Source organism: uncultured Thermosynechococcus sp., assembly GCF_937958135.1.
Lineage (GTDB): Bacteria > Cyanobacteriota > Cyanobacteriia > Thermosynechococcales > Thermosynechococcaceae > Thermosynechococcus.
Genome location: NZ_CALGOG010000070.1, coordinates 1 through 13,327, shown reverse-complemented (window position 1 = coordinate 13,327; position 13,327 = coordinate 1). Strand labels below are relative to the sequence as shown.

The following is a 13,327-nucleotide window of genomic DNA, read 5'->3' as shown; positions in this document are numbered from 1 at the left end:
ATGGTTATTGCCACTTCCCCTTACACCGATAATCCCCTCTTGCGGGGCGATGGGTTTCCCCCCTTTGATCAGATTCAGGTGGGCCATGTTGAGCCAGCGGTGCGCCAACTATTGCAGGAACTCAGCCAAGAATTAGCGGCCCTAGAGCAATCCTTCACGCCCACCTGGGAAGGGCTAGTGGAACCCCTCGAACGCCTGAGCGATCGCCTTGATTGGACATGGGGCATTGTGAACCATCTAACAGCTGTCAAAAGCAGCCCTGAACTGCGCCAAGCCTACGAAGCCGTCCAACCCCAAGTGGTGGAGTTCTACACCCGTCTAGGACAATCCCGCCCCCTCTATGAAGGGTTCAAGACACTGGCTGCCAGTTCGGAATTTCAGAGCTATCCCCCTGCTCGCAAACGCATTGTGGAAGCTGCTATTCGCAATGCCGAGCACAGTGGGGTTAGTTTGACGGGGGCAGCCAAAGAACGCTTCAACGCCATTCAGCTGGAATTAGCCGAACTATCAACTCAGTTTGCCAACAATCTTTTAGATGCCACCAAGGCCTTCCGCCTCAAGCTCACTCAACCCGATGAAGTCGCCGGCCTGCCGCCTAGTCTCCTTGCCCTTGCGGCGCAAACTGCTCGCCAAGATGGCGTTGAGACCGCCAGCCCAGAAACAGGGCCATGGCACATCACTTTAGACTTTCCCAGCTATGGCCCCTTCATGCAACACAGCCAGCGGCGGGATTTGCGGGAGCAGCTCTATCGCGCCTATATTTCCCGTGCCAGTAGGGGTGAGTGGGATAACCGTCCAATTCTTGAGCGCATCCTTGCCCTGCGGGCAGAAGAAGCCCAGTTATTGGGATTCAACACCTATGCTGAACTTAGCCTTGCCAGCAAAATGGCCGACAGTGTTGCCAGTGTGGAAAAGCTCCTAGAGGAGTTGCGCCAAGTGAGCTATCCGGCAGCGAGACGGGAACTAGAGGAACTCAAAGCCTTTGCTGCGGCCCAAGGGGCACCGGAAGCCCACGACCTCCAGCACTGGGATATTCCCTACTGGGCAGAACGGCAGCGGGAAGCCCTCTTTGCCTTTAGCGATGAAGAACTCCGTCCTTATTTCCCACTGCCCCAAGTGCTTGAGGGGTTATTTGGCTTAGTGAAGCGGCTCTTTGGTGTCACGGTGGTACCAGCGGACGGGCAAGCGCCCGTTTGGCATCCCGATGTCCGCTTTTTTGCCATCCTCGATGAAAACAACCAAACAATTGCCCACTTTTACCTTGACCCCTACAGCCGTCCTGCCGAAAAGCGAGGCGGGGCTTGGATGGACGATTGTCTTGGTCGGGCCAAATATCGCATTCAGGGAGAATGGCGAACCCGTTTACCTGTGGCCTACCTAGTCTGCAATCAGACCCCACCTGTGGATGGCAAACCCAGCCTGATGACCTTTGGCGAGGTGGAAACCCTCTTCCATGAGTTTGGTCATGGCTTGCACCACATGCTGACACGGGTGGATGAAGCGGGAGCAGCGGGCATTAATAACGTGGAGTGGGATGCCGTTGAACTCCCCAGCCAATTTATGGAAAATTGGTGCTACCATCGTCCCACCCTTTTTGGCATGGCACGGCACTATGAAACGGGGGAGCCGCTGCCAGAGCACTACTACGAAAAGCTGGTTGCTGCCCGTACCTATCGCGCAGGGAGCGCCCTCTTACGGCAATTGCACTTTAGTTTGTTGGATCTAGAACTGCACCATCGCTATCAACCAGGTCAGGGGGAAACGCCCCAGCAGGTGCGCGATCGCTTAGCGCAGACCACAATGATTCTACCCCCTCTGCCAGAAGATGCCTTTCTGTGTAGTTTTAGCCACATTTTTGCCGGCGGCTATGCAGCGGGATACTACAGCTATCTTTGGGCAGAGGTTCTGAGCGCCGATGCCTTTGCTGCCTTTGAGGAAGTGGGTCTGGACAACGAGCAGGCCGTTGCTGAAATGGGACGACGCTATCGCGACACGGTGCTTGCCCTTGGCGGCAGCCGGCCCCCCATGGAGATTTTCAAGGCCTTCCGAGGCCGCGAACCTATCACCGAACCCCTACTACGGCAACGGGGGTTATGCCGTTGAGCCGTTCTGCAATCCCTACGAGGAGGTGGGCAGGCGATCGCCTCGCGTTCGATCTAGCCACTCAAAAATCCGATCCAACTGCTCCAGCGTAATCAATCCATACTGCCAAAGAATAATCGGCAGCGATCCCCGCTGCTGTTGCCACTGACGCAAAGCCATGGCAATACTCTCTGGCGGCAGTGCCAGTTCCTGTTCAAGGTATCGCAGTAGCTGAGGAGAGTAGGGCATTGTCGGTGAGGAGTGACCAGTACAGGGACAGGACAACCTTTAGACTTGCAGTATAACAACGAGATTTTCAGGATAGGGTGAGTTTAACAAAAGCTGCACATTGTCTGGGAAGACGCTGGGGTTGATTGCAATGTTTCGCAGCATCCCCTTAAGATAATTAAAAAAGATGCCCTATTTATAAATTTTTATTACGATGCTTCAACAGGTGTGGCGCTGGCTTCGCCAAATTGGTTTAGGGATGGTGCTGGTGAGCCTCTGCTGGCTGGGGGCGATCGCCCCTGCTCACAGCTTCAACAATCCAGAGTTGTTGCCTCCGTCGCCTACGAATGTCATTGACCTCGCCCAAATTCTCACACCGGTTCAAAGAGAACGCCTCGACAGCGAACTAGCAGACTTTGAAGCACAGACGGGGTGGAAGCTGCGCGTCCTTACCCAATACGATCGCACCCCCGGCTTAGCAGTACGGGATTTTTGGGATCTGGACGATCGCAGTATTCTGCTGGTGGCCGATACCCGTGGTGGCAATCTTTTGAACTTTAATGTCGGTGACACCGCCTACCGCGTTCTCCAGCGCACCTTTTGGGTCGAGTTGCAAACCCGTTTTGGCAATCAATACTTTGTGCGTGACAACGGCGAAGATCAGGCGATCCTGCAATCCCTCCATGCTATTGAAACCTGCCTCGCCCAGGGGGGATGTCGCGCTGTACCGGGACTGCCCCAAGAACAGTGGGTGCTCACCCTTGCCACGTCCATCTTTGGGGGTATTATTTTGGGCTTTGTTGCCCGTCCCCGCCGTGCCGATCAAAAAGTGGCTTGGAAGTGGATTCTCCTCTTTTCGCCACTGTGGGGGATGCTTTTCTTTGTCTTTGGTTTGGGGCCTGTGCTGGCGCGCACCCAAGAGTGGCTCCCGATTCTGCGCAATGTTGCCGGTTTTGCTCTTGGTGCAATTGTTGCCTTTTTAATTCCTAGCCCTAGTCTGCCGCCGCCCGTGCTGGAGGAATAGAACCTTTCCTACACCTGATTAGAAAATTGCTTAGGATTGAAGTTAAACACACCGCTAGCCATCTTGGGCAATGATTGCCAATCACAATTCCTGCCGCACCATTGTTGGCATTGTTAAAGGTCCTGGGGAGACCGGCAGTGAGTACATGTTTATTACTGCTGACCCTCAACCGGCACGTATTGGTGAATTTGTTTACTATGAATTGAGCGATCGCCCAAATGAAAGTGCGAATTCTGCCACGGGTACTGTTCACCAAGTCTTGGGCAAAATTACTGGCTGCCGTCTCATTGAGCATCTGCCGGATCGAATGTTTGCCGATTATGAACTGAATCCCGGCACAGTGGCGGCGCTGATTGGTTTTACCTGTGAACCGGCAGAACTCTATGAAATGACCGTAGAAGTGATTGGGGAATTTCACCCCGTGTTTGGCTTCAACAATCTGCGGCGGCTCCCCTTGCCCGGTGCGAAGGTCTATCTAGCGGACAACGAACTGCTGCGGCACGTTCTCAACAAGAAAAAGCCAGAGGAGGAGGGGGCTGCCCACATTGGTTCGCTGTTGTTGCGAGAGGAGGGGGCGGTGCCCATTGCCCTCGATGTCAAAGAACTGGTGAGTACCCATGTGGCCATCCTTGCCGGAACAGGGTCGGGCAAGTCCTATACAGCAGGTGTCTTGGTGGAGGAGTTGCTGTCGCCCAAAAATCGAGCTGCAGTGCTCATTCTCGACCCCCACGGGGAATACCATACCCTGACACAGCTGAGGGGACATCAAGCCTTTAGGGATAAGGATGGCTATCAGCCTCAGGTCAACCTTATTGGGCCAGAGAAGATTAAAATACGGGTTTCTTCCCTTGAATTCTACGATATTCTCACGCTGCTTCCCCCGATGAGCGATCGCCAGCAGGCCATTCTCAAAAAAGCCTACGATGAAGTGCGCCGTACCTATAGAAACCATCATTGGAGTACCCAGGACTTGATTAACGCTGTCTATCGCGTGGATCGGGTGGAGGATGAGGAGGGGAATCTCAAGCAGGGGTCTTCTGCTGGTGCCCTAGCTTGGAAGTTGGAAAAAATGCAACGTTCTAGCTATTTCCATACCTGTGAACACTTGCCCCCGCAAAAGTTATTCGCCCCAGGCCAAGTGACCATTCTAGAAATGAACGAGATTCCCTTGGAGGAGCAGCAGGTCATTGCCACGGCCATTTTGCGCCAAACAAACCACGCTCGCATGAATACCCACAAAAACCACGTGTTAGAAGGAGATGAGCAGTACCTCCCCTACCCAGTCTTTATTTTGATTGAGGAAGCGCATCGGTTTGCCCCTGCCCATGAACCCTCCCAGTGTAAGCAGGTATTGCGCACAATCCTCAGCGAGGGGCGTAAATTTGGACTGGGGGTGGGACTGATTACCCAGCGGCCGGGCAAACTGGACAGCGATGTGCTTTCCCAGTGTATGAGCCAGTTTATTCTGCGGATTGTCAATCCCGTGGATCAAGAGAGTCTTAAACATGGAGTAGAAGCAGCGGGGCGGGATTTGCTCAAAGAACTGCCTGCCCTCAGTAAAGGCCAAGTGATTATTGCCGGCGCCTGTGTGAATACACCGGTTCTCTGTCGGGTACGGCAACGCTTGACTAGCCACGGGGGTGACACACTGGATGCCCCTGCCCTGTGGAAGGAGTATTTTGCCAAACACAAACAGTTGGAGCGCATGGGGGCAATGGCAGGACCGGCACCACGCGCAAAACCGCACACCCTTGGCCGGCGATCGCTCGAATGATCACCTGTTGTCAAGTTCAAGAAAATACGCTAGCTTAAAAGTAGCTCTATGCATGGGGCTGAAACGGCTTCGACGTCCTAGTGAAAGTTGGGCTGTGACGCAGGCCGAGAGTGGACTATCTCTCGTTAATCCAAAGTCCAAACCAAAAGTAACTGCGAACAACATCGTTCCTTTCGCTCGTAAAGCTGCTGCGGTAGCCTAAGACCTCTAAACAGGTTCGAGCACTCGTTGTCCGACTCCGTTAAGGGCAGCGGGTAAACCCCAACGGATGCGCTAGGCAGCTCTCTCTGGTGGGCTGTTTAGCAAAGACTCTACCAGAGCATCCTACTGTTCGGGATAAGGAACAGTTCCCGCCTGAGGGTGAGAAAGGCTAAGCCTGTGAAGGAGCAGTCGGCGAATAGCTAGGGCGGACACGGGTTCGACTCCCGTCAGCTCCATTAACGCCCCTGCAAAAAGCTGAGGATACCTTGGGCGATCGCCTGTGCCATTTGCGTCCGCCAAGCAGGATTTTGGAAATTGGCGGCGTCCTCTGCACCTGTAACAAAGCCGATCTCGACAAGGGCAGAATCCATTGACGTATTGCGGATGACATAGAAGCGGGCAGCTCTGACTCCGCGATCGCGGATATTTAGAGAATTGAGAATCCTGTTGTGAATCGCAGAGGCCAAGCGACTTGAACGTTCGGGGGCAAAGTAGGTCTCTAGGCCATTGACATCGGGGCGAGCCAAACTAATGGCATTGGCGTGAATGCTCACAAAGGCATTGGCGCGTGCCCGTTCCGCAATCGCCACCCGTGGCGCTAGGTCTAAATCTATATCTGTCGTGCGGGTCATTATCACCTGTACTCCCTGCTGCTGCAAAAATTGGGCAACTTGCAGACCCACATCCAAAACAATGTCCTTTTCACGAATGCCGCCAATGCCGATTGCTCCCGGATCACTGCCCCCATGACCCGGATCAATGACCACCACAAAACGGCCACGGGGTACGGGCTGAGTTGTCGCTGTAGCGGGCACATCAATGGGGGTAGGAGCACTGGTTGGCGAGTCATTCACCCCTTGGATTTGCACCACAAAGGATTCCGCGGAGAGGGGGCGGGGACCGAGAATCCGGAAGTTGGGGGCAGGGGTCAACAAAATAGAAACAATCTGGTTCTCCTCTTGGCGAAATTCAATATTGCTGAGGGGGCTGCCGGTGGCAAGATAGGGTTCTCGGACTTGGCTACCCAACCGGGCTTGGCGTAAACGAATGCGATAGCGATCGCCCTCCCAACCCACGCTATAAAAAATGGTGCGATCGCCCTGAATCAGCAACTCCCGTCCCCCTAGATCAACACGCTGAATCGTTGTAACGGGGGGTTGAGCACTAGCGGGGGGAATCCCCCTGGGTCGTTGGGGCGATGGTGGAGCCGTCGGGGGGGGCGGTGCAATTGCCGTGGTTGAGGGCACAATCACAAAGCCGTCATTGTGAGGAGAAACTTGCCAATCGGCCTCTTGGGGGTCAATGTCGAGGAGAATTTGCACTTGGCGATTGCCTTGGGGTCGCACCTCAGCGCGAACGCGATCCCGCCCAAAGCGGCGTAACTCCAGACGCCGAGGACTAAAGTTGCGAATGAGTTCACTATTGCTGAGGAGAATTTCAAGGCGATCGCGCCGCGGGCGGCGAATGGTGTAACTGCCTTCGGGCAGGGGGCGATCGGCCAGCACGAGAAAACCCGTATCATCTGCCCGCCAACTGCGTATTTGCAGTGGCCCTGTAGGTGTCACCGGCGGAGAGCTGGGAGGAGAAGGGGATGGAGGAGGCGGTAACGAAACTGTTTGTTGCTGTGGTGTGGGCAGTTGCACCAACCAGTTATTAGCTGTTACCCCTCGGAAGCGCACTTGCTGGGGGTCAATGGTCAAACCAGCCGCATACTCCACCACAATCCGGGTGGTTTGGGGGTCAAACTGGGCAACTCGTACTTGGCGAATGGCACCACTATAGTTTTGAGTGATCTGGGGGCTACCGAGAACCACACCGGGCAAATCAATCACAAGGCGGGTTGGATTGTAAACCAACTCAGCACGGGGTTGAACTCCTCGTTCTGTGCGAATTTCCAGTTGATTGGTGGCCGGATTGAGTCGCCACAATTGCAGGCGGCCGGCCGAAGCAGGCTGAGCCATGATCAATGCAGCGGTGGGTGCCCATAGAACACTCATCACAGCTCGCGATTGCCACGAACGCCACGGTTGATCCATCTCACGCTTCCTCCACCAGCGATGCACAACGCACTACCCAGTTGGCTGGCCAAGCCGCTTAAGCAAGCGTGCTCAGCATACTTGATCGGGGACAGGTATGGGAACTGGCATAGCCTACGATTTAGGTTTGCGCGATCGCCCTTGTTCAGATTCAAATTTCAGCTTGGTTCAAGTCCACTTAGACGCACGCTCAAGTCAATGAGTTCTCCGATTGCATGATCTAGACCACTTTTTCGTAGGTTTGCCCTAGGAAATGTCTGCGGAGTCATCAATGCCCAGTGGCCGTACCCACGATCGCCTGACTTGGATCGGCATGCCCCTTGTGGGCTTCACAGCCGGTGCGCTCAGCCGCGATTGGGCTTGGGGCGTGGTGGTTAGCAGTAGCTTTGGTATTGGCGGCTTTCTCCTCAGTCCCGACCTCGATACGCTTTCATTGCCCTACTACCGTTGGGGCTGGCTACGGGGAATCTGGCTCCCTTACCAAAAAGCGTTTTCGCATCGCTCATTTTGGACCCATGGCCCAGTGGTGGGCACCGTGATCCGCTTGCTCTATCTAAGCCTTTGGCTGGGGTTAGGACTGGGTTTTGTGGCCGGAGTCGCCTCATTCACCGGACAGCTTCCCCTCCTACAGGAATGGTTACGTCGCTGGCAGGGAATAGATTGGCGATGGGGAGTCGCGATCGCCCTTGGCTTAGAGCTATCGGCACTGCTCCATCTCACCAGCGATTTTGTGGTTTCCCGGTGGCGACGCTGGCAGCGCTAATGGTGGTGGGTAGGGCAAGGGGGCGCACTAATGGAGTGATCAAGCCAACCCACGGCCTGTTGCAAATGCGCCAGTGCTTCCGCCTCATTTTCCTTCAGGAGATAAACAAGGGCGGCAGCCGCTTGTTCAAGAGCACGGGCACGGCGATTTCCCTTCAGGCGATGCCAATCTTGAGGCGCAATCCTAACTGCATCAAGGAGAGCAGTGGCCAGTTCTTCAGCACAAGGCGTTGTTTGCAGCATAATTTGAAGTTACGAAAAATACAAAACGCTATCCCTTATAGCTTAAGCAGTTTCTGGCTACCTCTAACCCGATGGAGACTGGAACCTTACCTTGGAATGATGGCGTCTAAAGTAGAAGCAGGTGCACCCCGCCAAGGAGAGATCGCGATGGTCGCAAAAGTCACCCGCTCCCGCCCTGCCTTGATTGTGCTGGCTGTGATTGGCCTTGCGTCGGCTGGGACAGCGGCATGGTTAACCTTGAGTCCGCCCCAACAGAGAAATACAGTTCCCAATTCAGCGGAAGTTGCCCAGCAACAGGAAACCCAACTCTTTTGGGTTAAAAATGAAGGAGACAGACTAGTTTTAGTGCCCTCCACAGTACGTCTCAATGCGCCGGCAGCGCGACCCGAACTCTTTATCCAATCTCGTCTGGAGCGGCTTTTGGCCGGGCCTGCCAATCGCGATGTCACCACCGGTATTCCAGACAATACCCGTGTCAACCGTGTAGAAGTTAAAGCCGATGGCATTCATATCGATCTCTCCCCAGAGTTTACAAAAGGGGGTGGAAGTGCTTCAATGCAAGCGCGTCTAGGACAAATACTCTACACAGCAACGGCCAGTGATCCCAATGCCCCTGTGTGGATTTCCGTTGGCGGTGAGCCGCTGCGTGTACTGGGAGGCGAGGGACTAGAGGTGACACAACCCATGACCCGTCAAGACTTTCAAACAGCCTTTGCCCTGCGCACCCAATAGTGCCAAGCCAGTCTGAGAAGGTTGGAATTGCAACCCTGCTCATCTACTGCCAAAATTATTTGACTAAACCTAGATAAATACTATCTAGTCTAGAGGATAGGGACAGCGATCGCTATAATTGGAGCAATTCTTAGCACTTGCACAGGTATCAGGAGCATGGCCAGTCCAGAACCCCCTAGCAACCAACCCGATGACCTACTCGAAAGCATCATCAGGGATTTGGGTGAGTTGGACGAGCCTCCCGCACAGAATATCGATCTCAATTCTTTGACGGCAGAATTGGAGTTGCTCACCGGTACCGCAGAACAGCGGGCGATCGCCCAAAACGAAGCCTTACAGGAGCAAATGAGCCGGCTCACTGCAGAACTGAACAACGTTCAACAGCAACGGGATCAACTCAGCCAAGATCTTGCCCGCCTCCGTGAAGAAAACGCTTACTTGAGCGGCCTGCGGCAAAATCTTGAACAGGAACTGGCACAGGCTCTCATTCAGCAGGACGAGCTTCAGCAGCAACTGGCAACACTGCAACTTCAAGTCTCCCAGATTCACGAACTGCAAAGTCAAGTTGCCACACTGCAATCCCAAGTCTCGCAAATTGAAGCGCTCCAAAATCAACTTGCTTCACTACAAGTTGAAAAAGCCGCTCTCGAACAACAGCTAGAGACGGTGTTGGCTGCTTCACCAGCAGCTCCTTTAGAGGATCCAGCCCTTCTCGGTAACCCTCCAGAGGCCGGCCTCGCCCAACAACTAGCGCAGATAACGCGGCAGCTTGCCCAAGTGGAAAGGGAGCGCGATCGCCTGCAAGAAGAATTTGCCCAAGCCCAAAATGAACTACACATCCTTCGGCAAGATTTAGAAGCTCTGCGCAGCCCATCCTCAACCGTTGTCCCTACGGAACTGACCCTTGCAGCCCAAGAAAATCACCAACTGAAGCGCCAACAACGGCGGCGCGACACAGTGCTCTGGATGAGTGGCATTGCAGCAACTGTAGTTTCTGCCTTGAGTGTGAGCTTAAATTTCCCTCAGCCTATTGGCCGCATCGTGCCGCCTGTGGCTGCCTTGGCGGTTCCGGTGATCACAACGGTTGTCGCTAAGGGGAGATCAACCGCCAGTGAAAAGACTGCTTAGGCGATCCCCCTCTGGGCTAAAATCTTAGGGCAGGGACGCTTTGCTTAGGAGTTTAGATTACCGTGCCCAATCTCAAAGCTATTCGCGATCGCATTAAAACAATTAAAGATACCCGCAAGATTACCGAAGCGATGCGCCTCGTGGCGGCAGCCAAAGTTCGCCGTGCCCAAGAGCAGGTGATGGCGAGTCGTCCCTTTGCCGATCGCTTGGCGCAGGTGCTGTATAGCTTGCAAACTCGGCTACGCTTTCAGGATGTGGATTTACCTTTGTTAGCCAAGCGTCCTGTGCAGACAGTGGCGCTGTTAGTGGTGACGGGCGATCGCGGTCTGTGCGGTGGTTACAACGCCAACGTTATCCGTCGCGCTAGGGAACGGATCCAAGAACTTGAAGCTGAAGGCGTCAAATATACGCTGGTGATTGTTGGTCGCAAAGCTGCTCAATACTTCCAGCGCCGCAATTATCCCATTGATGCCGTCTATTCTGGCCTCGAGCAAATCCCCTCTGCCAGTGAAGCAGGTCAAATTGCCAGTGAATTGCTCTCACTCTTTCTCTCGGAAACAGTGGATCGGGTGGAGCTTATCTACACTAAGTTTGTCTCCCTCATTAGTTCAAAACCCGTGGTTCAGACCCTGCTGCCCTTAGATCCTCAGGGGCTAGAGACTGCTGATGATGAAATTTTCCGCCTGACCACCCGTGGCTCCCAACTACAGGTCAATCGTGAGAAGGTGGCTTCCACATTGCCTGCTCTACCCTCTGACATGATTTTTGAGCAGGATCCTGTGCAAATTCTCGATGCTCTCCTGCCTCTATACTTGAACAACCAATTGCTACGGGCACTGCAAGAGGCTGCTGCCTCGGAATTGGCAGCACGCATGACGGCAATGAATAACGCCAGTGACAATGCCCAAGCCCTAATTGGTACTCTCACCCTCTCCTACAACAAAGCTCGCCAAGCCGCCATTACCCAAGAGATTCTGGAAGTGGTCGCTGGCGCAGAAGCTCTCCGTTAGGGGGGAGTTGTCCTTTGAAACTCCTCTTTGTTGCCACTTCGGTTGGCCCTCTGGGCAGCGGAAAAGGGGGCGGTGTGGAGTTGACGATTCTCAACATGGCTCAGGCTTTGGGCGATCGCCAGCACACCGTTTACATCCTTGCTCCTGAGGGTTCCCACCTGCCTGTGGCGGCAACAATTGAGGAAGTACCAGGTGCCCTTCAGGTGCCCGCCCAGCATCAAACCCGCGACCAACCAATTATGCTGCCGCCCCATAGTGTGTTAGCCAATATGTGGATACGGGTGCGGCAGCTCCAAGACCAATTTGATGTCATTGTCAATTTTGCCTACGACTGGTTGCCCTTTTATCTGACGCCTTTTTTAAGTCGGCCGGTGGGGCATCTGGTCAGTATGGCCTCGGTCGCGGATGTCATGGATCGGGCGATCGCGGATGTCCTTGATCGGTATCCGGGCACCATTGCTGTCTATACCCGTACCCAAGCCGCCACCTTTCCCTTTGGCGATCGCTGTGTCTGTTTGGGCAGCGGTCTTGATCTTTCGCTCTATGACTTTTGTGCAGAGCCGGAGGATGCCCTGTGCTGGCTGGGGCGCATTGCCCCCGAAAAGGGACTAGAAGATGCCGTCGCTGCCGTCAATGTCACCCGTACCCCTTTGAAGATCATGGGACAACTGCAAGATCATGACTATTGGCAGCGGATTCAAACTGACTACCCCGATGCCCCCATTGAATACCTGGGATTTTTCCCCACACGGGAAATGCAGGCACGCTTGCGGCGGTGTCGCGCTCTCCTGCTGACCTCCCGCTGGGTGGAAGCCTTTGGCAATGTGGTTATTGAGAGCCTTGCCTGCGGCGTTCCCGTGATTGCCTACGATCGCGGTGGACCTAGGGAAATTATCCGCGATGGTCAGACGGGGTTTCTCGTTACTCCTGATTCTGTTGAAGCCTTAATTGCCGCCATTGGCAAAATTGATCAAATTGATCGCGCCGCCTGCCGCCAACAGGCAGAACAGGAGTATAGCTTAGCGGTGTATGGGGATAGGGTGGAACAGTGGCTACAGCAGGTGGCAGTGTTGTCTCAAGCCTAGCTTAGTAAACTGGCATGGCCAGTGCTGCACTCCCCTCTGCCACCCTATACAATAGGCCAAGGTGTGAGTGGAGGGAAAACCTGAATGGGCGAGGTTCTGTTTCCCGGAGCAAAGCGAGGATACTCAACCTTGCTCACTTCCTTTGCCATGGCAACAATTGCCAGTGCTGGCCTAGGAATCTGGCTTTTACGGAGCTTATCCCCAACCTCTGTTGCTCCTTCAGAACCGGTGTCTTTACCTGATCCGATTCAACCCCAACGGCCTCTGCCGCGGCCAATTTTGGATGGCCGTGATCCTCTACTGGCGCCGCTAGGCAGTCAAGCCCCCCCTTCGGCAACCCCCATCTCCACCTCTGCTAAGACCATCCTGCCCACCGTCCCTCCTCCTGCCCTCAAGCCGGTGCCCCCAAGTCAAGGCCCTGCCCCTCAAGTGCGGGTGGCGATCGCCCGTAATCAGCCCCAACTCACCATTGGCACCACCGTCACCACCGCCGTTACCAATGATCAACAGCAAGTGATGACACAGCTTGCCCCTTCCCAAGGCGCTGTGGTGACAGCCCGCGATGGCTTTTTGCTCTGGAATGGTCAACCCCTTGCCCCCTCCCTCTGGATTCGCCCTAGGAATCAACTCACGTTTGTCGGCGATAGATGGTATCGGGGCGTCGTCCGCTTCATTGCTCAGGGAAACACAGTTACAGCCGTCAACCAAGTAGATCTAGAACAATACTTAGTAAGTGTTGTCGGTGCAGAGGTCTATCCCGACTGGCCCATGGAAACCCTGAAAGCCCAAGCGATCGCCGCCCGTTCCTATGCCCTTGCCCAAATGGTTCAACCCGCTAGCCGCTTTTTTGATCTGGGGAACGATGAGCGCTGGCAAGTGTATCGTGGGATTGAAACAGAGTGGAATACCACGCAAGCGGCAGTTCAGGCCACACGGGGCATTGTCCTCACTAAAAGCGGACGAATCCTAGTTTCAATGTATGCAGCAACCAACGACATTGTGCGGGAAGTCTTTGGCGGGCG

At 54.5% G+C, this 13,327-nt stretch carries 12 protein-coding genes and 1 other RNA gene; 10 read left to right on the top strand and 3 right to left on the bottom strand.

Annotated elements, in window-relative coordinates:
- The gene (locus Q0711_RS08415) at positions 1 to 2,103 is read left to right on the top strand and encodes a M3 family metallopeptidase (protein ID WP_298615365.1); all 2,103 of its coding nucleotides are present in this window, start codon (positions 1 to 3) and stop codon (positions 2,101 to 2,103) included.
- A gap of 15 nt (positions 2,104 to 2,118) precedes the next feature.
- Here Q0711_RS08415 and Q0711_RS08410 read toward each other — a convergent pair whose 3' ends face one another.
- On the bottom strand, positions 2,119 to 2,331 hold the full coding sequence (locus Q0711_RS08410; RefSeq protein ID WP_298615368.1) for a DUF2949 domain-containing protein: 213 nt from the start codon (positions 2,329 to 2,331) through the stop codon (positions 2,119 to 2,121).
- Positions 2,332 to 2,569: 238 nt separating this feature from the next.
- Here Q0711_RS08410 and Q0711_RS08405 point away from each other — a divergent pair, with 238 nt between their 5' ends.
- From Q0711_RS08405 to ssrA, 3 genes are all read left to right on the top strand, one after another.
- Complete coding sequence (locus tag Q0711_RS08405) at positions 2,570 to 3,334, top strand: TPM domain-containing protein (RefSeq protein WP_298617441.1); 765 nt, start codon at positions 2,570 to 2,572, stop codon at positions 3,332 to 3,334.
- Positions 3,335 to 3,404: 70 nt separating this feature from the next.
- Positions 3,405 to 5,108: a DUF87 domain-containing protein gene (locus Q0711_RS08400; protein WP_299042278.1), complete on the top strand. Its 1,704-nt coding sequence runs from the start codon at positions 3,405 to 3,407 to the stop codon at positions 5,106 to 5,108.
- Between the two features lie 54 nt (positions 5,109 to 5,162).
- Positions 5,163 to 5,548: a transfer-messenger RNA gene (ssrA, locus tag Q0711_RS08395) on the top strand.
- Here the strand turns inward: ssrA and Q0711_RS08390 are convergent.
- On the bottom strand, positions 5,546 to 7,345 hold the full coding sequence (locus Q0711_RS08390; RefSeq protein ID WP_298617432.1) for an N-acetylmuramoyl-L-alanine amidase: 1,800 nt from the start codon (positions 7,343 to 7,345) through the stop codon (positions 5,546 to 5,548). The two genes, ssrA and Q0711_RS08390, sit on opposite strands and share 3 nt — an antisense overlap.
- A 253-nt stretch (positions 7,346 to 7,598) precedes the next feature.
- Here Q0711_RS08390 and Q0711_RS08385 point away from each other — a divergent pair, with 253 nt between their 5' ends.
- Positions 7,599 to 8,108: a metal-binding protein gene (locus Q0711_RS08385; RefSeq protein WP_298616511.1), complete on the top strand. Its 510-nt coding sequence runs from the start codon at positions 7,599 to 7,601 to the stop codon at positions 8,106 to 8,108.
- Here Q0711_RS08385 and Q0711_RS08380 read toward each other — a convergent pair.
- Complete coding sequence (locus Q0711_RS08380) at positions 8,105 to 8,350, bottom strand: DUF6439 family protein (RefSeq protein ID WP_298616506.1); 246 nt, start codon at positions 8,348 to 8,350, stop codon at positions 8,105 to 8,107. The genes Q0711_RS08385 and Q0711_RS08380 overlap by 4 nt on opposite strands.
- A 147-nt stretch (positions 8,351 to 8,497) precedes the next feature.
- Between Q0711_RS08380 and Q0711_RS08375 the strand changes: the two genes are divergently transcribed.
- The 5 genes from Q0711_RS08375 to Q0711_RS08355 all read left to right on the top strand — a co-directional run.
- Positions 8,498 to 9,082, top strand: a complete 585-nt coding sequence (locus Q0711_RS08375; protein WP_298616503.1) for a GerMN domain-containing protein — start codon at positions 8,498 to 8,500, stop codon at positions 9,080 to 9,082.
- Positions 9,083 to 9,238: 156 nt separating this feature from the next.
- Positions 9,239 to 10,210, top strand: coding sequence for a hypothetical protein (locus tag Q0711_RS08370; protein ID WP_298616500.1), 972 nt, complete (start codon positions 9,239 to 9,241; stop codon positions 10,208 to 10,210).
- Positions 10,211 to 10,272: 62 nt separating this feature from the next.
- Positions 10,273 to 11,220 (top strand): F0F1 ATP synthase subunit gamma, encoded by a 948-nt coding sequence (locus Q0711_RS08365; RefSeq protein WP_298616497.1) that lies wholly within the window; start codon positions 10,273 to 10,275, stop codon positions 11,218 to 11,220.
- A gap of 14 nt (positions 11,221 to 11,234) precedes the next feature.
- The gene (locus tag Q0711_RS08360) at positions 11,235 to 12,305 is read left to right on the top strand and encodes a glycosyltransferase family 4 protein (RefSeq protein ID WP_298616494.1); all 1,071 of its coding nucleotides are present in this window, start codon (positions 11,235 to 11,237) and stop codon (positions 12,303 to 12,305) included.
- 129 nt (positions 12,306 to 12,434) lie between these two features.
- Positions 12,435 to 13,327, top strand: an 893-nt coding sequence (locus Q0711_RS08355; protein ID WP_299042274.1) for a SpoIID/LytB domain-containing protein, incomplete at its 3' end; no start/stop codon positions are given.